Raw genomic sequence first — 23,770 nt, forward strand, 5'->3', positions numbered from 1 at the left:
GAATCAGTTGATCAGCCGATAGACGTCGATGCCGTGGTCGGACGGGTTGATCACGTCCGCAATGGGATTTCCCGCGGATTGCGAGTCACCCAGATTCAGCAGGATTCGCGGAATCGGACGCAAGTTTCGGTCAAAGGCCACGCGCACGATCGGCCGGAGCGGAGCGGCCGGATTGTGGTCCATCACCACGGCGTGCCTGCCGTCGTGCAGACGCACGAAGCTTCCCACCGGGTACACGCCCAGACTCCTGATGAAATGTTCCACGATGTTGGGGTGGAAATCCGAGAGCCGCCACTTGTACATCATGGCCAGCACCTTGCCCGGCGGCATGGGCTCCTTGTACACGCGTCGGCTGGTCAGGGCGTCGTACACGTCCACCACGGCCACGATGCGGGAAAAGTCGTGGATGTCCTCGCCCTGAAGTGCGCGGGGATAGCCGCTGCCGTCGTAGCGTTCGTGATGCTCCAGACAGGCGCGCAGCACGGAGTCCGGGATGCCCTTCTGCTGCTTGAGCAGTTCGAAGCCGAGCAGGGGATGGGTGCGCATCTCGTTCATCTCGCTGTCCGAGAGCTTGCCGGGCTTGTTCAGGATGGCTGTGGGAATCAGGGATTTGCCCACGTCGTGGAACATGCCCGCAATGCCCAGATCCAGAAGCCGGTCTTCGGAATGGCCCAGTTTTCTGCCCAGAATCACGGACAGCACCGAGACATTGATGCAATGGGTGTAGGTGTATTCGTCGAACGCCTTGAGCTTGCAGATGGCTGCGGCAGCGTTTTCGTTGCGGAACACGGACTGGATGAAGTCCCGCACCACAGGGGTGGCGTCGTGAAAGTCGAAGGGTTTTCCCTGGCGCACGTCGTCCATGAACCCGTGCGCGTAACTTACGGCCTCGTCGTACAGCCTGTCCGCAACGCGCAGTTCCTTGCGGACGGAAACTCGTGCGTCTCCCGCAGGCCCGGCCTCGGGCTGGCGGTTCTTTTCGCGCAGGGAGCGCGTCACCTCCGCAGAGGTCATGGCGTTTTTCAGCGGATCGTTCATGGCACACCTGATGCCCGCAGGGATTCGTTTGGAGAGAGTTCCTGCGAAAAGGCTATTAGATGGCCTTGTCTGACTCCAGTATATTCATGAGTGCGGCCACGTCCGGGGCCAGAAAGTCCGGGGCGCAGGCAGCAAAGGCTTCGGGACCGAGTTTGCCCGAGGTGACGGCTGCGGCGCGTGTTCCGGCTCGGCGTGCGGTCTCCATGTCCAGAAGATGATCACCCACCATGAGGGTGTGTTCCGGGCGTGCGTTCATGCGGTCAAGGGCCTGAAGCGCATGTGCCGGGTCGGGCTTGACCCGTTTCGCGTCCTCGCGCGCAAGGAACGCGTCGCATTCCCGTTCGATTTCCGGGTACACGGTCTTGACCGCAGGTGTGATGTTGCGGGTGATGATGCCCGTGCGAATGCCGCGTCTGCGCAGATCGGCCAGCACGTCGCGGGTGAACGGGAAGAGTCGGCCTTCCCGGGCCGCGTCCAGTTCCATGGCCGTGATGACCAGTCGGCCCCGGCTGTGGAATTCCTGCCCCAGAGCCGGGTCTTTCCTGCCGATTTCGCGAGCCAGCCTGTCCAGCCACTCCAGGGCCGGCGTGCTGCCCGGTTCGGGACGTCTGTCCAGAAAGCATTCCCCAAGCGCGGCCAGTTTGCACTTCATCAGGTCGAAATCGATGGTGAGTTCGGCCAGCGTGCCGTCAAAGTCGAAAAGTATGGCGTCGAATTTCATGATTGCTCCAGCTGAAGCATGGGGCAGAAGTCGCGAAAACACAAGCCGATGATACTCGATCATGAAAAAGGCCCTTCCGCGAACGGAAGGGCCTTTCGAATTCGGTTGTGACAGGCAGGCTGCTAGAAGACGCCGAGGCCCGAGAGCAGGACGATGAGCACCAGCAGCGGAGTGACCCATTTCACGACCACGGAATAGGCCGCGATCACGGATTCGTTCTTGAGCACGCCGTTGTTGCTCAGACAGTCGTGGATGCGCTTTCTGCCCCACTTCCAGCCCGCGAACACGCAGATGAAGAAGCCGCCCACGGGCATGAGGATGTTGGACGACAGATAGTCGTAGAAATCCCAGAAGGTCATGCCGAAGATGGTCACGTCGCTCATCACGGAATTGGACAGGGTGGCAGTGGAGCCCACCACGGCAAGGGCCACGGCCGTGACGATGGTGGAGGTCTTGCGCGTCCAGCCCAGGCCGCTGCCGATCATGAAGGCCACGGGCACTTCGAACAGGGAGAGCATGGCCCCGATGGTGGCGATGCCCGTGAGCACGAAGAACACGACCATGAAGAGCTGGCCCATGGGCATGGAGCTGAACACCGCCGGGATGGTGATGAACAGCAGGCCCGGGCCGGCAGCGGGTTCGAAGCCGTAGTTGAACACGGCCGGGAAAATGGCCAGTCCGGCCAGCAGGGACACGGTCAGGTCGGCCAGCATGACGCGCGTGGCCACCATGGGCACGTTGGCGTCGCTGCGGAAGTAGCTGCCGTAGGTCATCATGGTGCCCATGCCGATGGAGAGCTTGAAGAATGCCAGCCCCATGGCCATCAGCACCATCTCGCCGGAAATCTTGGTAAAGTCGGGCCGGAACAGGAAGACCAGTCCGTCCATGGCCTTGGGCAGGGTCAGGGAGCGGATGCAGACCAGCACCAGCATGAAGAACAGGATGGGCATCAGGGTCTTGGTGGTCTTTTCGATGCCCTTGGATACGCCGCCGATGATGATCACGCTGACGAGCGCGAGCACGCCCCACTGCCAGAGCAGGGAGGGCATGACCGCAGTGGCCACGCTGTTGAACGCGGCCTCGCCCACCTTGGGATCGGTAGAGGAGAGCGCGCCGGTCACGGCCTTGACGATGTAGGCGAAGATCCAGCCCACCACGTCGGTGTAGAAGGCCATGATGCAGAAGGCCGCGGCAACGCCGCCCACGCCCACGAGCATCCACAGGGAGTTGTCCGGGGCAACGGCCTTCCATGTGGTGACCGCGTTGGCCCTGGGCATGGCGGCCGAGCATGATCTCGGAGATCATGACCGGCAGGCCGACAACCAGTGTGGCGGCCAGATAGACGAACAGAAAGGTGGCACCCCCATGCTCACCCGTCATGTAGGGAAATTTCCAGATGTTGCCGAGCCCCACGGCCGACCCCAGCGTGGCCGTGAGCACGCCGAGTTTGGTGGCGAACCCATCCATGTTTTTTTGATTGGCAGACATGCAGTTTCTCTGTGATTGCGGTTGAAAACGAAGAAAAATACCCTCTCAAAGCGCAACTTCGATAATCTTTTCTGCCGTTTCATGCAATGTTTAAATAGTATGAGCGATTCCATATTGTTCCATGGAAAGCGTTGGCTGGCCTCGGCTGGCGGCTTTTTTCCCCGGTTCGTGGCGAATTCCGGGCAGTGGTACGTTTCCTTGCACGGTTTTCGTCAGGAACAATTGGGGAATTGACGTTTTCGTCAACGAACTGACCTCGGGGGATGGGGATTCAAGGCAAAGTCGGGGAGAGTGGGCTTGCCCGACGTGAAGGTGCGGCCTTGATTTTTCCGAAATATTTCAGGGCCGGGACTTCCGAACCCTGTATAAAAAACGAAATCCGACTTGCATGCTCGGGTTGCTGGCATGGTTTGCGCATGTTTCACGGCACAGGGAAAACGCCGGGAAACGGACGAAATCCCCGCATCCTGCTCATCCTCATCCGCCCGAAGGGGCTTTTTCGGAATCGGCATCGATCCTCGTTCTCCGCGGCCCGGCAAGGCGACACGGAGGCAAGTCATGTTTCTGAACGCGCACCAGATGGAAGAGGCTCAGGCAATGGGGTGGAACGTGGACCGCACCTTTTCCGTGGCAGTCACGGACGTGTGGATCACCGGACAGGCGCAGGTCAGCGTGGGACGGCACCTTCAGGCCCTGTGCGTGGCCTACGGCCTGTCGTTCGCGCACATGCGCGAGCGGCTGACGCAGGAAATGTACTGGCACGAGGATTCCGGCAATCTGGGCATCATGCTCCGGCTTCAGGGCGCGGACATCGAGTCCTTTTATGCCGAAATCCCGTCCGGCCAGTGGGGCTTCCGCGAAGTGCGGCAGGCCACGCACTAGGTTTCAGACTACTTGAAGAACCTCAGCCGCAGGGCGTTGGATACCACGGTCACGGAACTCATGGCCATGGCGGTTCCCGCGATCATGGGGTTGAGCGTGGGCCCGCCGAACACATGCAGCAGTCCGGCAGCGACCGGGATGCCGATGGTGTTGAAGGCGAAGGCCCAGAACAGGTTCTGCTTGATGTTGCCCATGGTGGCGCGGCTCAGGCGCAGGGCCGTGAGCAGGGAACGCAGGTCGCTCTGCATGAGCACCACGTCCCCGGATTCCACGGCCACGTCGATGCCCGATCCCATGGCTATGCCGATGTCGGCCCGGGCCAGTGCGGGCGCATCATTGATGCCGTCCCCGATCATGGCCACCTTGCGGCCTTCCTTCTGAAGGCGCTCCACCTCGTCGGCCTTGCGGTCCGGCAGCACTCCGGCAATCACTTCATGGATTCCGGCGCGCGTTGCCACGGCGCGGGCCGTGACCTCGTTGTCGCCCGTGAGCATGATGGGGCGCATGCCTTCCCGCTTGAGTTCGGCGATCACTTCCGGGGTCTCGTCGCGCATGGTGTCGGCAATGGCGAACACCGCGTTGAATCGGCCTTCGCTGGCAAAATACACGGCAGTCATGCCCTCGGCCGCATAGCGTTCGATTTCCCGGGTGGTGAACGGATCGTCGATCAGGGAAATGTCGTTTTCGGCGAGCAGTTCCGCATTGCCGATGAGCACTTCGCGGCCCATGACCGTGGCGCGGATGCCGCGTCCGGGAATGGCCTCGAACGCAGTGGGTTCGGGCGGATCAAGCTGCTTTTCCCGGGCATGGCGCACAAGGGCCTGGGCAAGGGGATGCTCGCTTCGGCTCTCGGCTCCGGCAGCCAGAAACAGGGCTTCGGTCCGGGCGGCCGTGCCTCGGGTCATGGTCCATTCCACAAGCTCGGGACGGCCCCGGGTCAGGGTGCCGGTCTTGTCGAACACGATGGTGTCCAGATTTCCGGCTTCCTGCAATGCACGGCCGGACTTGATGAGCACGCCGAGCTGCGCGCCCCGGCCCGTGCCCACCATGATGGAGACCGGGGTGGCCAGTCCCATGGCGCATGGGCAGGCAATGACCATCACGGCCACGAAGATGCGCAGGCTGAACGCGAAATCCGCGCCCGAAAAATACCAGGCAAGGCCCGCTGCCAGCGCAATGCTCATGACCGTGGGCACGAAATAGAAGCTGATCCTGTCCGCGAGATTGGCAATGGGCGCCTTGGTGCCCTGCGCCTCCTGCACCAGCCGTACGATGCGCGCCAGCATGGTGTCTCCGCCCACGCGCGTGGCGGTCATGGTGAACGCGCCGTGCGTGTTCATGGTGCCGCCTGCCACGGGATCGCCCTCGCCCTTGGAGACCGGCATGGACTCGCCGGTCAGCATGGATTCGTCGATCGAGGAGGAACCGTCCGCAATGGCTCCGTCCACGGGAATGCGTTCGCCGGGCTTGACCAGCAGGGCGTCGCCCGGTTCCACCTCGTCCACGGGCACGGTCTTCTGCTCGCCGTCCCGGATCAGAGTGGCGGTCTCGGGAGCGAGACGCATCAGGGCGCGGATCGCGTCCGAGGTCTTGAGTTTGCTGCGCGCCTCGAAATACTTGCCCAGCGAGATCATGGCGATCAGCACGGCAGCGGATTCGTAGTACAGGTCCATGACGCGCGTCATCACGTCGATGCCCGCCAGAATCTCCACGGTGTTCCACAGGGAATAGATGAAGGCCGCGCCGGTTCCGGTGGCCACGAGGGAATCCATGTTCGGGCCGCCGCGCAGCAGGGCCGGGATGCCCTGAAGGTAGAAATGCCGACCGGACCAGACCACGGGCAGGGTCAGCAGGAGCTGGGCCAGAGCAAAGGTCACGGGCGAATGCGCCGGGTCCAGCCATTGGGGCAGGGGCATGCCCCACATGTGGCCCATGGACAGGATCAGCAGGGGAAAGGCGAACAGAAACGCCGGGATGAGCGCCCGTTTCTGGGCCGCAAGCCGGGCTTCGGCTTCCTTGCGGCGTTCCTCGTACAGGGCTGCGGACGGGCTGCGCACCTCGGAGGTGAAGCCCGCGTCAGCCACGGCCTGCCGGATGGTCTTGCGCGAGATGGTCGCCGGATCGAACGAGATTTCCCCGGCTTCGGTCGCCAGACTCACGCTGGCGGAGTCCACGCCGTCCAGTCCGTTCAGCACGCGCTCCAGCCGGGAGGAACAGGCTGCGCAATGCATGCCGCCGATGACCAGATTCAGCTCCTCAAGGCCGTTGTCCTGCGGAAAGATCGCCTCGAATCCGAGTTCCTTGATGCGTTCGGCCACGGTCTCCACGCTTGTGGTGTCCGGATCGTGCGTCAGGCTCATGGTTTCCGCGGCCAGATTCACGGCCACGGACTCCACGCCGTCCATGGCTCCCACCGCGCGCTCGATCCGCGCGGAGCAGGCCGCGCAATGCATCCCTTTTATCTGTGCTTGCACCGTATTCATAAAAATATATCCCTGTGGTTGAAATTGATTCTCATATTCTGCGCTTCAAAATCAATTTTGGCAAGGGGAGAGTTATCCGCAATACCCTGTCTTTCGTCAAATCGGGTTGACGCGGCATCATGGTCCGGGTAGCACGAATGCTCCATGAAAAACACCCTGTCATCCCCTGATTCCCCGCTGGCCGGGTATATCTGCGCCCTGCTTGCCACCGTGATCTGGTCCGGCAATTTCATCATTGCCCGGGGGCTTTCCGAAGCCCTGCCGCCCGTGACTCTGGCCACCCTGCGCTGGGCCGTGGCCTGCGCAGCCCTGCTGCCGTTTACCGTATTGCGCGTGTGGCGGGCAAGGCAGATCGTGCGTGCCCGGTTCGTGTACCTCGCAGCCGTGGCCCTGGTTTCGGTCACGGTGTTCAACACCATGATATATGAAGCGGGCCGAACCACCAACGCCCTGAACCTGTCGCTCATTGCCGCGTCCACGCCCGTGTTCATCATCCTGCTGTCGCGCGTGTTTCTTGGCGAGGCCATTACCCGCAACCGGCTGATCGGGCTGATTGCCGCAGTGAGCGGCATCGTGCTGCTCGTGACCCGGGGTGATCTGTCCGTTCTGTTGGCCCTGACCTTTCGGGAAGGCGATCTCTGGATGCTCGGGGCTGCGATTCTCTGGGCCGTGTATTCCATCATGATCCGCAGGAAGCCCGGGGATGTCGACCCTCTGGTGTTTCTGTCCGTCACGTTTGCGCTGGGATTCCTGCCCCTGATTCCGGCCGCGCTGCTGGAGCAGCAGTATTGTGCGCCATGGTCCCTGACCCCGGGCATTGCCGGGGCCGTGCTCTACATCGGTGTGGGCGCGTCGCTGGCCGCGTATTTCCTGTGGGCGCGGGCCGTGGCCATTCTCGGGCCGTCCCGGCCGGGCATGGTCTATTATTCCCTGCCCGTGTTCTGTGCCGTGGAGGCGCTGCTGTTTCTGGGCGAGTCCGTGACATGGGCGCACGGTGCATCCTTTGCCCTGATTCTGGGCGGAATACTGGTGGCCACGAAGCGTGGACAGGCGAAGTAGGAAAGGTCAGACCACCGAGGCAAGCATGCTGCCGGGGTCGGGAAGGATGGGTGACTGGGCCTTGGCATACGCGCCGAGTGCGGTGCGCAGCCGGATTTTTGAGGGTGTGCCCGAGGGCAGGGCATTGCCGCCCGCGATCGGGCCGGGATCGAAATCCGTGCGGGATGCGGCACGGGCCGCGACTTCCTCACGGAGTCCCTCGACTTCGGCTTCGGCCTCGTAGGCCCGAGCCTGCTGCCTGCGCTCCCGTTCGGACCGGGCAAGGGCCGGGTCCAGCTCCATGTCGTTCAGGGAAACGTCCAGCCCGAAATTGCCCAGCCGGAAGCCGAAGCTCCTGGAGACCATTCTGGCCTGCGGCCGGACCCGGTACCGAGGCTCCTCGGCCCTGGTCGAGTCCGTGGTCTGATATTGCTGGAATTGCTGGTCGATCCGCACGACATCCCCTGTTTTTCGTGCCCGGAAACAAAAAAGACCGGGCGCAACATGGTGTTGCCCGGCCGTCCCTGCGGCATTGCGCCGCGCTCGTTCCAGAGGGAGCCTGCGGGCCGCCTGTTCCGATCCGTGGAAAAGGCGACTGACTGATTATGCATTCCCCATTACGCCAGCAGAGGCGGAAAGTCAAAACCGTGGTGCGGAAAATAATCACGCCCTCACGCATGGAAAAGGCGGTTGATTCGTCGTCCTTTCCGGTCGTTCCGGCGTTTTTTCCCGGGAAAAGCAAAGGCATGCAGATGGTTGCGCACAGGTGTTGTTCCGGAGGCTTCGCGCTTTGACAACCCGTATCGCCTAGCGGTACATTCCGTGCCCCGCGACTGTCGCGGTTCGTGTCGCGGACGGAGCCGCGCACCTTTGCCCATCACGTGTTTCCCGGACCACTAATTTGCTTGGAAGGATTATTTTTCATGGGTTACAAGATTCTGAAAAAACAGGAACTCATTCCCGGCCAGACCACGTTGCTGGTCATTGACGCGCCCCAGATCGCGCAAAAGGCCCGGCCCGGCAACTTCATCATTCTCCGCGTGCACGAAAACGGGGAGCGCGTTCCTCTGACCGTTGCGGACCGCGATCCCGAAAACGGCACCATCACCATCGTGTATCTGGTGGTGGGCAAGACCACGGCCGAACTCAATACCCTGAATCAGGGCGACGAGATTCTGGACGTGTGCGGCCCGCTGGGCAAGGCAACCCATATCGAGAAATGCGGCACCGTGGTCTGCGTGGGCGGCGGCACCGGCATTGCGGCCATGCATCATATCGCCAAGGGGCATGCGCAGGCCGGAAACCGGGTTGTCGCGGTTATCGGCGCACGCAGCAGGGATCTGCTGCTGTTCCGTTCTGAACTGTCTGAATTCTGTGCCGAGGTGCGCATTGCCACGGACGACGGTTCCGAAGGCCACAAGGGATTCGTGACCGAGGTGCTTCAGGGCCTGCTGGAAGGTGAGGAAGATATTGCCGAAGTGGTCGCGGTCGGTCCGGTCCCCATGATGGAGGCCGTGTGTCGCGTGACAAAACCTTTCGAGGTGAAGACCACGGTCAGCCTCAATTCCATCATGGTGGACGGCATCGGCATGTGCGGCGCGTGCCGATGCACCGTGAACGGCGAAACCCGGTTTGCCTGCGTGGACGGTCCGGAATTCGACGGTCAGCAGGTGGATTTCGCGGAACTCAAGGCCCGGCTCTGGCAGTTCAAGGATCAGGAAAAGACCTCGCTCGAACATTTCCATCACAAGGGGTGCAAGTGTCATGGCTAGGAAGACGATGACTCCCCGCACTCCCATGCCGCATCAGCCCGCTGACGAGCGGGTGGGCAATTTCAACGAGGTGGCTCTCGGCTACACCCCCGAGGATGCGCGCCGCGAGGCCGAGCGCTGCCTGCAGTGCAAGAAGCCCCTGTGCCGCGAAGGCTGCCCCGTGGAGATCGACATCAGGGGCTTCATTGCCCGTGTGGCCGAGGACGACGTGCCCGGCGCGTACGAGGTCATCCGCAAGTACAATTCCCTGCCCGCAGTGTGTGGCCGGGTGTGCCCGCAGGAGAACCAGTGCGAGGGCAGGTGCATTCTCGGCAAAAAGGGCGAATCCGTGGCCATCGGTCGTCTGGAACGCTACGTGGCCGACGCCTTTGCCGCGTCCGACGCGTGCGAGGAGATCACGGGCAAGCGCGAATGTGTCATGCTCCGCGACGATCTCAAGGTGGCCTGCATCGGCGCGGGGCCGGCTTCCCTGACCGTGGCCGGATATCTTGCCTCGCGCGGGATCGGGGTCACGGTGTACGAGGCCCTGCACGAGGCTGGCGGAGTGCTGGTCTACGGCATTCCCGAGTTCCGGCTGCCCAAGGCCATTGTCGCCCGCGAGCTGGACGGCCTGCGTGAATTGGGCGTGGACATCGTGTGCAACTGGGTGGGCGGCAAGACCATTACCATTCAGGATCTGCTGGATGAGGGGTACGACGCGATCTTCATCGGCGTGGGCGCGGGCCTGCCCCGGTTCATGTCCATTCCGGGCGAGAATCTGGTGGGCGTGTTTTCTGCCAACGAGTACCTGACCCGCGTGAATCTGGGCCGGGGATACGATTTTCCCAATCACGACACCCCGGTGTTCAAGGCCGAGCACGTGGCCGTTATCGGCGCGGGCAACGTGGCCATGGATGCGGCGCGTACTGCCTTGCGCATGGGCGCGGAAAAGGTGTCCATCGTGTACCGTCGCTCCGAGGACGAGATGCCCGCCCGCAGGGAGGAGATCGAACACGCCGTGGAAGAGGGCGTGCGGCTTCGCTGCCTGTGCGGCCCCCTGTCCTTCAACGGCGATGACAAGGGCCGCATGGAATCCATCACGGTCCAGAAGATGTGTCTGGGCGAACCTGACGAGTCCGGCCGCTGTCGTCCCGTGAGCGTGGAGGGCGAGACCGAGACCATTCCCTGCGACATGGCGATCATTGCCGTGGGCACCCGGCCCAATCCCATCCTGCTGGAAGCCACGCCCGAACTCGGCCTCAACGACTGGGGCTATGTTCAGGTCGATCCCGAGACCGGGGAGACCTCGCTGCGCAACGTGTTTGCCGGTGGCGACATCGTGACCGGCTCGGCTACCGTGATTTCCGCCATGGGCGCGGGCCGCCGCGCCGCGCGCGAGATTGCCCGCCGTCTGCTTGGCGACGAGGCCGCCGACTAACCTCCTTTCATTCCCATGAGCAAGAAAAGTCACAAACCCCGTCAGGAGCCCGAAACCATCGGGCTCCCGTGCGTGGGCGTGGAATCCCATGCCCACCTTGATTCCGAGGAATTCGCGGACGATCTGGAGGAGTTGCTGGACCGTGCCGAGGCCTCGGGCATATCGCATATTGTTCAGGTGTTTCTGAGCCATCGGGCCTATCTGGACGGCAGGCATCTGTTCGAAGGCCGTAACGTGTCCTTTCTGCTGGGCACGCATCCCAATGATGCGGACCAGCTGGACGACGCCGAACTGGACGCCATGCGCGAGGCGTTCAAGGCCGACCCGCGTCTTGTGGGCGTGGGCGAGATCGGGCTGGATTTCTACTGGGACGATATGCCCCGCGATTTGCAGGAGCGCGCGTTCATCCGGCAGCTCGAACTGGCCCGCGAACTGGAAAAACCCGTGGTCATCCATTCCCGGGACAGCAATCCCGAGGCCATCGCCATTCTGGAAAAGCACGGATTTCGCGATTTCCCGGTGCTCTGGCACTGTTTCGGCGCGGACGTGGAAACCGCGGAGCGGCTTCTTGCCAACGGCTGGCACATCTCGATTCCCGGCCCCATCACCTACAGGAAGACCGAGGAGACGCAGGCCGCCGTGGCCCGCATCCCCTTGGACCGGCTGCTGCTGGAGACCGACTGTCCCTACCTTGCGCCCGAGCCGTGGCGCGGCAAGCGCAACCATCCCGCGCTCATTGCCTTCACTGCCAGACGCGTGGCCGAGATCAAGGGCATTGCCGCGGAAGACCTCTGGCGCATTGCCGGGGAAAACGCCCGCCGTTTTTTCGGAATCCGCTGATTCGCATTGAATCTCCTTGACACGCGGGCCACGCGAGACAAAGGATATTCCCTCATATTCACGAAAAGGAGTTCCAGATGAGAAGCAAGAAAATGACTGGCGGCCTGGAAAAGGCCCCGCACCGTTCCCTGTTGTACGCGACCGGCCTGACCAGGGAGGAGCTGGACCGCCCCCTGATCGGCGTATGCAACGCGGCCAACGAAATCATTCCCGGCCACATTCATCTGGACACCATTACCCGCGCAGTCAAGGACGGCATCCGGCTGGCCGGAGGCGTCCCCATCGAATTTCCCGCCATCGGCGTATGCGACGGCATTGCCATGAACCACGAGGGCATGAAGATGTCCCTGCCCAGCCGCGAGATCATTGCGGATTCCGTGGAGATCATGGCCACGGCCCATCCGTTCGACGCGCTGGTGTGCATCCCCAACTGCGACAAGATCGTGCCCGGCATGCTCATGGCCATTCTGCGCCTGAACATTCCGGCCATCATCGTTTCCGGCGGCCCCATGCTGCCCGGCAACAAAAAGACCACGGACCTGATCACCGTGTTCGAGGGCGTGGGCCGGGTCAAGGCCGGGACCATGACCGAGGACGAACTCACCGAGCTGGAAATGTCGGCCTGTCCCACCTGCGGCTCGTGCGCAGGCATGTTCACGGCCAATTCCATGAACTGTCTGTCCGAGTCCATCGGGCTTGCCCTGCCCGGCAATGGCACCATTCCGGCAGTCATGTCCGGTCGCGTCCGTCTTGCCAAGCAGGCGGGCATGCGCGTCATGGATCTGCTGGAAAAGGACATCAAGCCGCGTGACATCGTCACGGAAAAATCCGTGCACAACGCCGTGACCATGGACATGGCACTGGGGTGCTCCACCAACACGGTGCTGCATCTGCCCGCCCTGTTCCGCGAGGCCGGACTTGATCTGAATCTCGACGTGTTCAACGAGATCAGCCGCAAGACCCCGAATCTGTGCAAGCTGTCCCCGGCGGGCGGCCATTACATTCAGGACCTGAACGAGGCGGGCGGCATCCCGGCCGTCATGTCCGAACTGCGCAAGCGCGACCTGCTGCATCTGGACGTCATGACCGTCACGGGCAAAACCCTTGGCGAGAATCTGGACGAGCTGCACGCGGCCAACGTCAATCCCGAGGTCATCCGGCCCATCGACAACCCGTATTCCGAAGAGGGCGGCATTGCCATTCTCTACGGGAATCTGGCCGAGCAGGGCTGTTGCGTGAAGCAGTCCGCAGTTGCCCCGGCCATGATGCGGAACACGGGCACGGCCCGCTGTTTCGATTCGGAAGAAGCCTGTGTCGAGTCCATTCTGGGCGGCGAGATCAAGCCCGGCGACGTCCTTGTGGTGCGCTACGAAGGCCCGCGCGGCGGTCCGGGCATGCGTGAGATGCTCACCCCCACGTCCGCCATTGCCGGCATGGGCCTTGGCGAGTCCGTCGCCCTGATCACGGATGGCCGTTTTTCCGGCGGCACGCGCGGTGCGGCCATTGGGCATATTTCACCCGAGGCGGCCGCAGGCGGTCTCATCGGACTGGTTCGGGACGGTGATCAAATCGAAATCGACATTCCTGCCCGCAAAATCGAGCTGCTCGTGGACGAGGCAACCCTTGAACAGCGGCGCGCCGAGTGGAAGCCCGTGGTCAAGGAAGTCACGTCTCCGCTTCTGCGCCGCTATGCTCGGCTCGTCACTTCCGCCGCCACTGGCGCGGTCTACGAGAACAGGTAGTTTCGGCAGAAAAGAGATCATGAACGGGCGCGGTCCTTTGGGGCTGCGCCTGTTTTTTTTTGATGTCTTCGGCGACCCTCCCGGGGGCCGGGCTCTGCCCGGACCCGCCAGGGAGCATGGCCCCTTGGATCCCCATTTGTTTCGGGAGGTCAAGGAAGGGAGGCGATTCTTTTGTCTGCCTGTTCCCCTATTTTTTGAGTCTCTCGGTGATCAGGCCGGAGCTGTCGCGCGCCTGAAGCACGGTGTCGAAGCGTTTGAGAGCGCCGTGTCTTTCGGCAAGGGAACGGGCAAGGGCAAGTTCTTCCAGCCCGGCGGACAGCCGGTAGGCCTTGAGGTTGGCGAGTCCGGCTTCGAGGCCGAGCCGCCAGTCATCGGGCTGGGCAAGGGTGAGCAGGGAGAGGAAGCCGATCCGGGTCTGTTCCATGCCCGGAATGGGCCGCAGCAGGGAATCGAGAAGCCGCAGAGCCTCGGCGTCGCACGGCTGGGAATCCAGATGGGCAAGCAGGCATTCCGAAGCGGTTGCCGGGATGTGCGTCCCGGCGTCGAACGGGAAGCCGCCGCGCATGATTCGGCCCTGACGGCGCAGTTCCCCGGCCCAGAACAGCCGCAGCCTGCCGGGCGAGTCCGGCAGTTCGTGGCGAACCTGATTGCCGGATTGCGTCTGAAAGACATGGAACTGCCGGGCCATGTCCCAGTGCGAGCCGGATTCCCCGAGCCAGAGCGCGGCAAGAGAGGCGGTCAGGTTGACGCGCAGGGAATCCGCGAATTCGCGCGACGCGGCCAGTTCGCGGAGCATGCAGGCAACTCCCTGTCTGTCCTTGGCCCGCCGCAGGGTGCGGAGCCGGGCTTCGGCCATGTCCGGATCATGGGGAAACGAGGCCAGTCCGCAGCTCAGAACAGCGGGGTCGGATTCCATGAGTCCGGCCTCGGCCAGCAGCGAAGTGGTCAGGAAAAGCCATTTTTCCGCGTCCCTGCCCTTGGATCGGCACTGCACGGCATCCCGGACGTACTGCACGAACCGTTCGACCCGGTGCACGGGAAGATGTTCGGCCCGGACGCGTTCGCAGGCGGCCCGGCCCATTGTCCGGGCAAGGCGCGGAGTGTTGGCATAGCGCCGGATTTTCTCTTCGAGTTCGATGACATGGGAGTAGGTGTCGAATTCGCGGCCCGGCTCGAACAGAAGTTCCTGTTCCGGGCCAAGGGATTGGCCGAGGACCAGACATCCGGCGGACGCGGCCTCGAAGAGCCGGAAATTGACTTCCCCGAGAATGGATTCGTTCGGCGCGATGCGGGTGTCGCGGTACAGGGCCATCATGTCCGGGAAGCTCAGGGAATCCGCAAACGCGGGGTTCATGTCGTGTCCGGCCTGCCCGAGAAAGTTCACCAGCCATTGCCGGACCGGACGTGCCGGGGTGACGCGGCCGACGAATGCGAGGCCGTGCTTTCGGTCCTTCCATGGCGGGCATCCGTCGGGTACGCCGAACCACGGCATCCAGCGAACATCCGTTGCGCCGCGTTCGCGCAGTGCGGGCATCCATGATTGCTGTGTGGAACAGGTCATGTCGAACAGCCGGGCATAGGCCGACTGCCAGTGTGCGTTCAGATGCGGGTCCACGGCCCAGAACAGGCACGGGCAGTCGAGACGGTCAAGACCCGCAAGCAGGCTTCGGTCTGCGAGGTTCTCCCGCTGGATCAGGGCGTCGGGTCGGAATTGTCGCGCTTCCAGCTCCCGGGCGATGTCGAAGACCGGGACGGAATGCGTGGCAATGTCCAGCACCTCATGCCCGAGTTGCCGGAAAACCGGCACGAGCAGCGGATGGAAGTCCACAAGGCACAGGCGAAGCGGTTTCTGCGGCATGGCGGACGTATACACCGAATTCGGGCGGAACGCCAAGATCGGAGATTCCGGCCAGTGGAACATTCGTACCAGCAAACATATAATCAACCGCAATGATTGTATTTGAAAACTTTTCAAATTATCCGGCCATTGCCCCTAAGCATTCCGGTGCCGCGTCCGATAAGAGGGACAACTTCACGCGGCTTTCCCTGAACCGAATGGAATCGGGTCAGAGCGAAGCACTCGCGAAACAACACCGGGAACACCGTGATCCCGGCCCGTCAATGACCCAGGGAGGGGTTCATGGGCAGAGGAAAAACCTGTCCGGGCAACGCGTCCGGCATGGAGAAGAAACGCATATCGGATGAATTCGAGGTCCGGGAAAGTCATCTGCGCAACACCGAACGCGCGGACAGGATAGCCCGGCTGAAAAGGGAAATCCGCGATGGCAGCTACGAGCCGGACATTCGGGACATAGCCCGGCTTCTGACTTCGGCCATGGACCCGACCCTGTAGCTCTCGCGGACCATATTGCAGGAAACGCTCCCCGATGCAGATGCGTCGGGGAGCGTTCCTTCTCATTCGGCGGGACGGGGAATCAGGGCATGCGCACCATGCAGTAGAATCCGCGCGAGGTGTGCCCGTTCATGGTTTCGTAAATGGCGGTTCGGAAGAACACCATCTCGAAATCCCAGAGCAGCGCCTCCATGTAGTCCCTGTGGTGATGGCGCATGACCGCGCCGTCCGGCAGGTCGAATATGCCGTACAGGCCGTACTTGTCCTGTCCCAGCTTGTAGCGGTCCAGATTGCGCTTGTCCCGGTTGAGCAGGAAGTCGTTGATGTAGAGCATTCCTCCGGGCTTGAGCACGCGCTTGAGTTCAAGCAGGGTCTCGGCCTGATGCTTTGTCTCGGGAATGCAGGTGAGCACGGCAAGAAGCAGGGCGGCGTCGAACGATCCGTCCTCGAACGGCAGAGGGCCGCCGGCATAGGCTCGCAAATCCAGGGCCGGATGCTCGGCCTTGCCCCTGTTGATCAGGGATTCGGAAAAGTCGATGCCCGTGACGTCGGCATAGCCGGCCTCGGCCAGCTCGGCCACAGTCCTGCCGTATCCGCAACCGTAATCCAGCACCCGGCTGTGCCGGGGCACGTACTTGGAAAATGCCTTCAACTGGAACGGAGTGGTGAACGTCTTGCCCGCGCCCGACTCCGCCCAGTAGGTTCGTTGACCTTCTATGGGAACACCTCCGGGATGAAATGCTTCACGTTACTATTGAGCGATTCCGCTCAGAGCGTCAAGCGCACATAGTACAAACCGCGTTCCCGCTGCACGCGCATGAGCACGGACTTCTGCATCCGGTTGCGCAGAAAGGCGTTCAGCAGGTCCGCGCCTCTGGTCAGGCGGCGGTTGCCTATCTGATGGATCACGTCCCCGGGCTGGAGTCCGAGCTTGGCCGCCGGAGAGCCCGGCACAACCTTGGCGACTCGCGCCTTCGTGCCCCGGGTTTCCAGTTCGAATCCCCACCTGTCGCGCACGAGTTCCGTGGCCGTTGCCGAATCCAGCACCTGTGGCCGAAGCGTGATCCGGCGCGGCTTTTCCTCGCCGCAGGACAATGCCAGAAAGGAAACGCGTTCCTTCTTGGTGGTGCCGAACAGCCGGGAGAGATAGTCGTCCTTGTTTCGGACGCGCTTGTCGTTCACGGCCAGCACGGCGTCGCCGGGCCGGATACCGGCGCGTGCGGCGGGCGATCCCTTGCGCACGTCCGTGACCAGCATGCCGTACTGGTCCTCAAGCCCGAAATAGCGGCACATGGCCTGATCCATGTCCTGCCCGAACATGCCGAACCAGATGGGCTCCACATGGCCGGAGGACAGCAGCTCGTCCACCACGTACTTGGCCTTGTTGATGGGAATGGCGAACCCGATGCCCTCGGCCCGGGCCTGAATCGCGGTGGTGATGCCCAGCAGCTCGCCCCGGATGTTCAGAAGCGGCCCGCCGGAATTGCCCGGGTTGATGGCCGCGTCGGTCTGGATGAAGCTGCCGAAGGCGCCCCGGTCGGTCTGCATGGACCGGTTCAGGGCCGAGATCACGCCCGTGGTCACGGTGTGGGAATAGCCGAAGGGGTTGCCGATGGCGATCACGGTTTCCCCGATCAGAATGTCTTCCGAGTCGCCCATGCTGACCTGCGGCAGTTTTCCGGCCTTGCGCAGCCTGAGCACGGCCAGATCGAAATCCGGGTCCGAGCCCACGAGGTCCGCGACGAACTCCCGGCCGTCGTTCAGGCGGACCGTGATGTCCCCCTCCCCCGGAAATGACATGGGCATTGGTCAGGACCAGCGCCTTGCGCCCGTCGATGATCACGCCGGACCCGAGGCTCTGGGACTTGCGCGTGGTGGGCCCGGGGTTCATGTCGCGGAAAAAGCGGTCGAAGAACGGGTCGCCGAACGGGGACCGGAACTCGGTGCGCACGGTCCTGACCACGGTGATGTTGACCACGGCCGGGCTGACCTTTTCCACGGCGCGCACCACCGGGGTGCGCCGCAGGTCGTCGGCTCGGGCCGGAGCGGCCAGCACCATGGCGAACAGCAGCAGGAGAAGGGGGGCACCCCGACGCATCAGCGGCTCCCGGCCTTTTCGCGCAGCCTGCGAATGCGGTCCTCGATGGGCGGATGCGTGCTGAACAGGGCGGCTGCCCGGCGGCCCGCAAACGGACTGACGATGAACATGTTTTCCGTGGCCGGGCTGCCCTGCATGGGAATCTGCTTCGAGGCCGCATCCAGCTTGCCAAGGGCTCCGGCAAGATACAGGGGGTTGCCTGCCAGACGTGCGCCCGTGTCGTCGGCCAGATATTCCCGGGAGCGGGAAATGGCCATCTGGATCAGACTGGCCGCAATGGGGGCGAGAAAGGCCATGGCCAGCGCCGCGAGCGGGTTGGATCCCTCCTCGTCGTCGCTGCCGCCGATGCCGAAGATCGCGGTCCACTGAAGCATGGTGGCGATGAACACGATGGCTCCGCCGATGACCGCGGCAATGGACTGGATCAGGATGTCGCGGTTGGCGATGTGCCCCAGTTCATGGCCGAGCACGCCCTTGAGTTCGTCCGGGTCCAGAATGCTGACGATGCCCCGGGTCACGGCAACCACCGCGTTTTCGGGATTGCGGCCCGTGGCAAACGCATTGGGCTGGTCCTGGGGAATCAGGAAGATGCGCGGCTTGGGAATCCCGGCCCGGGCCGACATTTCCTCGACCACGGCGTGGATGTGCGGCGCGTCTCCGCGCGAAAGCTCGCGCGCCTTGTACATGCGCAGCACGATCCTGTCGGAATACCAGTAGCTGGTCACGTTCATGACCAGAGCGAAGCCGAAGGCGATGACAAGCCCGGCTCGACCGCCCATGAGACCGCCGAGAAACAGGAGCAGGCCGGTGAGCAGGCCGAGAAGCAATACGGTTTTTATCTGACTGGTCATACTCGATTTTCCTCCATGAAATTGTTCGTATGGAAGATAGTGATTCCCGGGGCCGCGTCAAGATGCGTCCGGGCGGGCCGCCCTGAAAAGGAACGCTCCTTTGCGCTGTCTGTCCCGGGCAGTCGGCAGCCCTTGTTCCATGGCCGAGTTGAAGTGGGTCAGTATTTGCGGAGGATGCGGTCGACCGTGCCGTCCCGGCGCATCTCCCGAATGGCTTCGGAGAATCGTTCGGCGGCACGCTTGGCCTCCATGCCGAACGCCTTGGAAAAGAAGAGGTACAAGGGTTGGCGTCCGACTTCGTACACGAACCGGATATGGGCGGATCGGTCCTGTTCGCGGGTCAGGTGGCGCAGGACGTCCCTGTTGCCGATGATCACGTCGACCCGGAAGTTGAAGAGTTTTTTCAGCAGAAGGTCGTTGGAGTTGCTGTATTCCTTTTTCAGGCCGTCCAGTTCCTCGAAGCCGTGGCCATACACGTAGCCGGAAACCACGCCCACGGTCAGGCCGCGCAGGTCCTCCAGACTGTTCACCTCGACCCCGCTGACCTTGTTGGCCGCGATGACGGTCACTTCGTCGGACAGGGGTTCGTCCGGGTAGAAGGCGTACTCCTCGCGCTCGGGAATCCGAAAGCCGGAGCTGGCGGCAAAGGCGTCGCCGGTGCGGATGTCCTGAAGTGCGCGCCGCCACGGCCGGGCCTCGAATTTCACGGAATCCCCCATGCGCCGGAATGCCTCGCGGGCCATGTCGATGTGGATGCCCGTGATCACGCCGTCCCTGTCCAGCATTTCGTAGGGAGGATATGCCTCGTACACCACCAGCCGATCGGCGGCAGAGGCCGTGGAGGCCGCACCCGCGCAGGCAAGGGCGCAGAGGAAAAGGAACATCCGGATTCTGAACATGTTTCAGGGGTACCGTGAGAACGGACATTCGGCAATGATAAGCAATGGAATGCCGTCTAGTAACGTGCCTTGAATTTCGCCGTGGTACCGTCCCGCCGCATCTGGCGAAGCGTTTCCCCGAACCTGCGGGCAAGGGTCGATCCCCGAGGGCCAAGGCGTCTGGAAATCAGGAGATAGAGCGGTTCCCCTTTCAGTAGCGGGCCGATGGCGATGCGGTCCAGCGCCTCCCGTTTCATGGCCAGATGCCGGATCACCAGCCTGCTGCCCATGATGGCGTCGACCCGATGCTCCAGCAGCTTGGACAGCAGCAGGGAATCCGATGCGCTTTCCTGTTTTTTCAGGTGGGGCATGGTGTCGAAGGATTCGCCGTACTTGTACGCGGCCACCACTCCCACGGTTCGCGTGTACAGATCGTTCAGATGTCTGATCGGGTTGGCGTCGTCGGCCCGGAAGATCACGGCATTGGTCTCCAGACTGAGAGGCTCGTCCGGATAGAATGCAAAGGCTTCGCGTTCCGGAGTCCGGAATCCCGCCACCACGCAATCCACGTCCCCGGTCGCCACATCGTGCAGGCTCCGTCGCCAGGATCGGCGCTCGAACCGGATGGGCTCGGCCATGCGCCGGAATGCCTCGCGGGTCAGTTCCACGTTCAGGCCTGCGGGAGTTTCGCCGTCCCAGTAGTGATAGGGAGGATAGTCGTCGAATACCACGAGCAGGGCTTTTGCGGGCCACGCGGGAAAAGGTCGCAAGACGACCAAGGCTGCGGCAAGCAGCATTCCCACGTATCGCAATACAGCCTGCATCATGGCCTTTTCATGGCACAGGAGCGGCGGGACGGTCCATTAGAGATGAGGAGTCAGCCGACCGGAATGGTTCGGCGCTCGGGACTTTTTCGCACTACGCTCACGGTGAGCAGTCCGTCCCGCATTTCGGCCTGGATCGAGTCCGTGTCCACCTCGACCCCCAGCGGAAATTTTCTGACGAATCGGCCGCAGGTGCGTTCCAGCATCAGGTATTCGCCCTTGGCCGAGCCACCGGGCTTGCATCCGAACACCCACAGGTCGCGGCCCCGCAACTCCACGCATACCTCTTCAGGAGGCACGCCGGGCAGTTCGATCACGATGCGGAATCCCTCCTGATTCTCCTGCACGTCCGCAGGCGGTTCCCAGCCGGAACCGACAAGGCCGCGGCCGCATCCGAGAGTGTTTTGCAGCGGTTCTCCGGCTGCGCAGTCCCTTTTCTTGCTGTGTGCCATATCCGTCCAATTGCCAAAGGAAAACCATTTATAATTTGCCGACTAATATGAATTCCTATAACAATGTTCACGATAAGACAACTCCCAGCCAAGGAGACAGCGCATGGTCGTCGAGTGCCGAGAAGAAATCTATTCGTCCCTGGAAACCGAGATCAAACGTCTGGGCGAGGCCAAGGTCGCCAATCCCATGTCCTTTGGCCGTTTCGTGGAGGAAGATGATGCGGTTCTGGTCAATATTTCCCGCAAGAGCGTGACTCATTTCGAGAAGAAGAACAGCAGGCGCACCAAAAAGTCGCCGCCCGTGTATTTCGAGCCTGCCGGACCGCGCGAGAAGATCTACTTTGATCCGAGCAAGGCGAAATGCGCGGTGGTCACCTGCGGCGGGCTGTGCCCGGGCCTGAACGACGTGATCCGGGCCGTGGTCATGACCGCGCACCATGAATACAATGTCCCGTCCGTGCTCGGCATCCGCTACGGTCTGGAGGGATTCATGCCGGAACACGGGCACGACGTGGTCGAGCTCGCTCCGGACAACGTGGTCTCCATCCACGAATTCGGCGGGACCGTGCTGGGCAGTTCGCGCGGGCCGCAGCCGCCCGAGGGCATCGTGGACGCGCTGGAGCGCATGAACGTGTCCATCCTGTGCATGATCGGCGGGGACGGAACCATGCGCGCCGCCAGCAAGGTCATGGAGGAAATCACCCGGCGCAAGCTGTCCATCTCCGTGGTGGGCATGCCCAAGACCATCGACAACGACATCAATTTCGCCTCCCCGTCCTTCGGCTTCGACACGGCAGTGGAAAAGGCCACCGAGGCCATCCGCTGCGCCAATGTCGAGGCCATGGGCGCGCCGTGGGGCATCGGTCTGGTCAAGGTCATGGGCAGGGAGTCGGGCTACATCGCGGCGCAGGCCGCACTGGCCTGTCAGGACGTGAACTTCGTGCTCATCCCCGAGGAACCGTTCGAGATGGAAGGCCCGAACGGATTTCTTGTTCATCTGGACAAGCGCATGCACGACCGGGGGCATGCGGTCATCGTGGTTGCCGAGGGCGCGGGGCAGTCCCTGCTGGAGGCCTCGGGCAGAACCGACGCTTCGGGCAACGTGGTGCTTGGCGACATCGCGTCCCTGCTCAAGGACCGGATCAAGGACCATTTCAGGGAAGAAGGCATCAACATCACTCTCAAGTACATTGATCCGAGCTACATCATCCGTTCGGTGCCGGCCAATGCCAACGACCGCATCTACTGCTCGTTTCTGGGCATGCACGCAGTGCACGCGGGCATGAGCGGCCGTACCGGGCTGGTCATCAGCCGGTGGAACGGGCGATACGTGCACATCCCCATGGATCTGGTGATTCGGAGCCGCAAGCGCATCAACACCTGTTCCAACTATTGGCGCGCGGTTCTGGAGTCCACGGGCCAGCCCGCTTCCATGCAGAATGGATAGAAAGCATATCTGATAACAATAATTATTGTTGCATTTGTCGAATGGCGATTGTACCGTGCCAGAAATGTTTGACATTGCACCGCAAAGTCCGTTTAGAGTGAAGGCAGCTTCTCAAAAAGGGGGTTTTATATGGATGCGCTGATGCTTTCCCGGCTGCAATTCGCGGCCGCGACCATGTTCCACTTCATCTTCGTGCCTCTGACACTCGGGCTGTCCGTGCTCATAGCGAGCATGGAGACCGCCTATGTCAGGACCGGCAAGGACATCTACCAGCGGATGGCCAAATTCTGGGGCAAGATATTTCTGGTGAATTTCGCTCTTGGCGTGGTTACGGGAATCACGCTGGAATTCCAGTTCGGCACGAACTGGGCCGGGTATTCCGCGTATGTGGGCGACATCTTCGGATCGCTGCTGGCCATCGAGGCCACGGCCGCGTTCTTTCTGGAATCCACGTTCATCGGCGTCTGGCATTTCGGCTGGAACAAGCTGTCGCCCAAGGCGCACTGCATCGCGGCATGGTGCGTGGCCGGGGCAAGCAATCTGTCCGCCATCTGGATTATCATTGCCAACGGCTTCATGCAGGACCCGCAGGGCTTCGTGCTCCGCAACGGTCGCGCGGAACTGGAGAATTTCGCGGACGTGGTCCTGAACCCCTTTGCGTGGTACCAGTTCTTCCACGTGATCCCCGCAGCAATGCTGCTGGGCGGCTTCTTCATCATGGGCGTGTCCGCGTGGCATCTGCTGCGGAAGAACGAGGAGGAGTTCTTCGGCAAGTCCTTTCGCATGGCAGCCGCGGTCGCCCTTGTCTTTTCCATTGTCACGGCCATCGAAGGTCATGCCCATGGCAATCACATGTCCCTGGTGCAGCCCGCCAAGCTCGCGGCCATGGAGTCCCATTGGAAAACGCAGAAGGGCGCGCCCCTGTATCTGCTTCTGGTTCCGGGCGAGACCGGCAATGCGCTCGAGGCTCTGCCCATTCCCGGCGCGCTGAGCTTTCTGGCCTACAACGATTTCAACGCCGAAGTGGTCGGGCTGAACGACATTCCCGAGGACGAACGGCCTCCGATCGTGCTTACCTTCCTGTCCTTCCGCATCATGGTGGGGCTGGGCACCCTGTTCCCGCTGCTGGCCGGATTCGGCTGGCTCATGCGCAAGCGCATCCAGCAGTATCCGCTCTATCTCAAGGTGCTGCCCTGGGTCATTCCCCTGCCGTACGTGGCGATCTTCGCGGGCTGGACACTGGCCGAGGTCGGTCGCCAGCCGTGGATCGTGTACGGCCTGATGCGGACCTCGGACGCGGTTTCGCGCGTGACAACCGCGCAGGTGGGCTTTTCCATGGTAACCATGTGCGTGATCTACACCCTGCTGGGCGTGGCCGGAATCTGGCTGATGACCAACATCGCCAGAAAGGGACCCGCCGTGCTGGACGAGAAGTAGCGACCATCA

At 62.4% G+C, this 23,770-nt stretch carries 20 protein-coding genes and 1 pseudogene; 9 read left to right on the forward strand and 12 right to left on the reverse strand.

Annotated elements, in window-relative coordinates; all coding sequences use genetic code 11:
* Positions 1–3: 3 nt before the first annotated feature.
* From MPN23_RS14715 to MPN23_RS14725, 3 genes and pseudogenes are all read right to left on the reverse strand, one after another.
* Complete coding sequence (locus MPN23_RS14715; RefSeq protein ID WP_243544960.1) at positions 4–1,038, reverse strand: HD-GYP domain-containing protein; 1,035 nt, start codon at positions 1,036–1,038, stop codon at positions 4–6.
* A gap of 55 nt (positions 1,039–1,093) precedes the next feature.
* Entirely contained in the window at positions 1,094–1,759 is a 666-nt protein-coding gene (locus tag MPN23_RS14720; protein ID WP_243544961.1) for an HAD family hydrolase, read from the reverse strand.
* Positions 1,760–1,881: 122 nt separating this feature from the next.
* Positions 1,882–3,247: pseudogene (locus MPN23_RS14725) on the reverse strand (sodium-dependent transporter).
* 558 nt (positions 3,248–3,805) lie between these two features.
* On the opposite strand from MPN23_RS14725, the gene MPN23_RS14730 reads away from it, so the two are divergent.
* Positions 3,806–4,129: a hypothetical protein gene (locus MPN23_RS14730; protein WP_243544962.1), complete on the forward strand. Its 324-nt coding sequence runs from the start codon at positions 3,806–3,808 to the stop codon at positions 4,127–4,129.
* A gap of 8 nt (positions 4,130–4,137) precedes the next feature.
* Here the strand turns inward: MPN23_RS14730 and MPN23_RS14735 are convergent, their stop codons facing one another.
* Positions 4,138–6,612, reverse strand: a complete 2,475-nt coding sequence (locus MPN23_RS14735) for a heavy metal translocating P-type ATPase (protein WP_243544963.1) — start codon at positions 6,610–6,612, stop codon at positions 4,138–4,140.
* Positions 6,613–6,756: 144 nt separating this feature from the next.
* Here MPN23_RS14735 and MPN23_RS14740 point away from each other — a divergent pair, with 144 nt between their 5' ends.
* The gene (locus MPN23_RS14740; protein ID WP_243544964.1) at positions 6,757–7,671 is read left to right on the forward strand and encodes a DMT family transporter; all 915 of its coding nucleotides are present in this window, start codon (positions 6,757–6,759) and stop codon (positions 7,669–7,671) included.
* Between the two features lie 6 nt (positions 7,672–7,677).
* Here MPN23_RS14740 and MPN23_RS14745 read toward each other — a convergent pair whose 3' ends face one another.
* Positions 7,678–8,106, reverse strand: coding sequence for a hypothetical protein (locus MPN23_RS14745; protein ID WP_243544965.1), 429 nt, complete (start codon positions 8,104–8,106; stop codon positions 7,678–7,680).
* 467 nt (positions 8,107–8,573) lie between these two features.
* On the opposite strand from MPN23_RS14745, the gene MPN23_RS14750 reads away from it, so the two are divergent.
* From MPN23_RS14750 to ilvD, 4 genes are all read left to right on the forward strand, one after another.
* Positions 8,574–9,422 carry a sulfide/dihydroorotate dehydrogenase-like FAD/NAD-binding protein gene (locus MPN23_RS14750; protein ID WP_243544966.1) on the forward strand — a complete coding sequence of 283 codons (849 nt, stop codon included), beginning with the start codon at positions 8,574–8,576 and terminating at the stop codon, positions 9,420–9,422.
* The gene (gene gltA / locus MPN23_RS14755) at positions 9,415–10,839 is read left to right on the forward strand and encodes an NADPH-dependent glutamate synthase (RefSeq protein ID WP_243544967.1); all 1,425 of its coding nucleotides are present in this window, start codon (positions 9,415–9,417) and stop codon (positions 10,837–10,839) included. Before MPN23_RS14750 ends, gltA begins: the two co-directional genes overlap by 8 nt.
* A gap of 15 nt (positions 10,840–10,854) precedes the next feature.
* Entirely contained in the window at positions 10,855–11,679 is an 825-nt protein-coding gene (locus MPN23_RS14760) for a TatD family hydrolase (RefSeq protein WP_243544968.1), read from the forward strand.
* Positions 11,680–11,756: 77 nt separating this feature from the next.
* A complete protein-coding gene (ilvD, locus tag MPN23_RS14765; RefSeq protein WP_243544969.1) occupies positions 11,757–13,421 on the forward strand; it encodes a dihydroxy-acid dehydratase in 1,665 nt (554 codons plus the stop codon).
* A 187-nt stretch (positions 13,422–13,608) separates the two neighbouring features.
* Here the strand turns inward: ilvD and MPN23_RS14770 are convergent, their stop codons facing one another.
* Positions 13,609–15,279 (reverse strand): glycosyltransferase family protein, encoded by a 1,671-nt coding sequence (locus MPN23_RS14770; RefSeq protein ID WP_243544970.1) that lies wholly within the window; start codon positions 15,277–15,279, stop codon positions 13,609–13,611.
* A gap of 282 nt (positions 15,280–15,561) precedes the next feature.
* On the opposite strand from MPN23_RS14770, the gene MPN23_RS14775 reads away from it, so the two are divergent.
* The gene (locus MPN23_RS14775) at positions 15,562–15,774 is read left to right on the forward strand and encodes a flagellar biosynthesis anti-sigma factor FlgM (protein ID WP_243544971.1); all 213 of its coding nucleotides are present in this window, start codon (positions 15,562–15,564) and stop codon (positions 15,772–15,774) included.
* 82 nt (positions 15,775–15,856) lie between these two features.
* On the opposite strand, the gene MPN23_RS14780 is transcribed toward MPN23_RS14775, so the two are convergent.
* The 6 genes from MPN23_RS14780 to MPN23_RS14805 all read right to left on the reverse strand — a co-directional run bounded on the left by MPN23_RS14780 (position 15,857) and on the right by MPN23_RS14805 (position 20,877).
* Entirely contained in the window at positions 15,857–16,426 is a 570-nt protein-coding gene (locus tag MPN23_RS14780) for a class I SAM-dependent methyltransferase (protein WP_279388674.1), read from the reverse strand.
* Between the two features lie 116 nt (positions 16,427–16,542).
* A complete protein-coding gene (locus MPN23_RS14785; protein WP_341540079.1) occupies positions 16,543–17,580 on the reverse strand; it encodes a trypsin-like peptidase domain-containing protein in 1,038 nt (345 codons plus the stop codon).
* 291 nt (positions 17,581–17,871) lie between these two features.
* On the reverse strand, positions 17,872–18,723 hold the full coding sequence (locus MPN23_RS14790; RefSeq protein ID WP_243544973.1) for a zinc metalloprotease HtpX: 852 nt from the start codon (positions 18,721–18,723) through the stop codon (positions 17,872–17,874).
* Between the two features lie 158 nt (positions 18,724–18,881).
* Entirely contained in the window at positions 18,882–19,622 is a 741-nt protein-coding gene (locus tag MPN23_RS14795; protein ID WP_243544974.1) for a substrate-binding periplasmic protein, read from the reverse strand.
* A 56-nt stretch (positions 19,623–19,678) separates the two neighbouring features.
* The gene (locus MPN23_RS14800) at positions 19,679–20,428 is read right to left on the reverse strand and encodes a substrate-binding periplasmic protein (protein WP_243544975.1); all 750 of its coding nucleotides are present in this window, start codon (positions 20,426–20,428) and stop codon (positions 19,679–19,681) included.
* A gap of 50 nt (positions 20,429–20,478) precedes the next feature.
* Positions 20,479–20,877, reverse strand: a complete 399-nt coding sequence (locus tag MPN23_RS14805; protein ID WP_243544976.1) for an Hsp20/alpha crystallin family protein — start codon at positions 20,875–20,877, stop codon at positions 20,479–20,481.
* A 103-nt stretch (positions 20,878–20,980) separates the two neighbouring features.
* Between MPN23_RS14805 and MPN23_RS14810 the strand changes: the two genes are divergently transcribed.
* Both MPN23_RS14810 and MPN23_RS14815 read left to right on the forward strand, forming a co-directional pair.
* Positions 20,981–22,324 carry an ATP-dependent 6-phosphofructokinase gene (locus MPN23_RS14810; protein ID WP_243544977.1) on the forward strand — a complete coding sequence of 448 codons (1,344 nt, stop codon included), beginning with the start codon at positions 20,981–20,983 and terminating at the stop codon, positions 22,322–22,324.
* A gap of 129 nt (positions 22,325–22,453) precedes the next feature.
* On the forward strand, positions 22,454–23,761 hold the full coding sequence (locus tag MPN23_RS14815) for a cytochrome ubiquinol oxidase subunit I (RefSeq protein WP_243544978.1): 1,308 nt from the start codon (positions 22,454–22,456) through the stop codon (positions 23,759–23,761).
* The last annotated feature ends 9 nt before the right edge of the window (positions 23,762–23,770 follow it).

It is taken from the genome of Pseudodesulfovibrio tunisiensis (genome assembly GCF_022809775.1).
In the GTDB taxonomy this organism is placed as follows: Bacteria; Desulfobacterota; Desulfovibrionia; order Desulfovibrionales; family Desulfovibrionaceae; genus Pseudodesulfovibrio; species Pseudodesulfovibrio tunisiensis.

Excerpts from the sequence above, each read along its gene's own strand:
- MPN23_RS14770 (WP_243544970.1), bottom strand. The coding sequence starts at position 15,279 with ATGCCGCAGAAACCGCTTCGCCTGTGCCTTGTGGACTTCCATCCGCTG.
- MPN23_RS14750 (WP_243544966.1), top strand. The coding sequence starts at position 8,574 with ATGGGTTACAAGATTCTGAAAAAACAGGAACTCATTCCCGGCCAGACC.
- MPN23_RS14775 (WP_243544971.1), top strand. The coding sequence starts at position 15,562 with ATGGGCAGAGGAAAAACCTGTCCGGGCAACGCGTCCGGCATGGAGAAG.
- MPN23_RS14800 (WP_243544975.1), bottom strand. The coding sequence starts at position 20,428 with ATGATGCAGGCTGTATTGCGATACGTGGGAATGCTGCTTGCCGCAGCC.
- MPN23_RS14785 (WP_341540079.1), bottom strand. The coding sequence starts at position 17,580 with ATGCCCATGTCATTTCCGGGGGAGGGGGACATCACGGTCCGCCTGAAC.
- MPN23_RS14715 (WP_243544960.1), bottom strand. The coding sequence starts at position 1,038 with ATGAACGATCCGCTGAAAAACGCCATGACCTCTGCGGAGGTGACGCGC.
- MPN23_RS14795 (WP_243544974.1), bottom strand. The coding sequence starts at position 19,622 with ATGTTCAGAATCCGGATGTTCCTTTTCCTCTGCGCCCTTGCCTGCGCG.
- MPN23_RS14735 (WP_243544963.1), bottom strand. The coding sequence starts at position 6,612 with ATGAATACGGTGCAAGCACAGATAAAAGGGATGCATTGCGCGGCCTGC.
- MPN23_RS14810 (WP_243544977.1), top strand. The coding sequence starts at position 20,981 with ATGGTCGTCGAGTGCCGAGAAGAAATCTATTCGTCCCTGGAAACCGAG.
- gltA (WP_243544967.1), top strand. The coding sequence starts at position 9,415 with ATGGCTAGGAAGACGATGACTCCCCGCACTCCCATGCCGCATCAGCCC.
- ilvD (WP_243544969.1), top strand. The coding sequence starts at position 11,757 with ATGAGAAGCAAGAAAATGACTGGCGGCCTGGAAAAGGCCCCGCACCGT.
- MPN23_RS14720 (WP_243544961.1), bottom strand. The coding sequence starts at position 1,759 with ATGAAATTCGACGCCATACTTTTCGACTTTGACGGCACGCTGGCCGAA.
- MPN23_RS14805 (WP_243544976.1), bottom strand. The coding sequence starts at position 20,877 with ATGGCACACAGCAAGAAAAGGGACTGCGCAGCCGGAGAACCGCTGCAA.
- MPN23_RS14815 (WP_243544978.1), top strand. The coding sequence starts at position 22,454 with ATGGATGCGCTGATGCTTTCCCGGCTGCAATTCGCGGCCGCGACCATG.
- MPN23_RS14730 (WP_243544962.1), top strand. The coding sequence starts at position 3,806 with ATGTTTCTGAACGCGCACCAGATGGAAGAGGCTCAGGCAATGGGGTGG.
- MPN23_RS14760 (WP_243544968.1), top strand. The coding sequence starts at position 10,855 with ATGAGCAAGAAAAGTCACAAACCCCGTCAGGAGCCCGAAACCATCGGG.
- MPN23_RS14790 (WP_243544973.1), bottom strand. The coding sequence starts at position 18,723 with ATGACCAGTCAGATAAAAACCGTATTGCTTCTCGGCCTGCTCACCGGC.
- MPN23_RS14740 (WP_243544964.1), top strand. The coding sequence starts at position 6,757 with ATGAAAAACACCCTGTCATCCCCTGATTCCCCGCTGGCCGGGTATATC.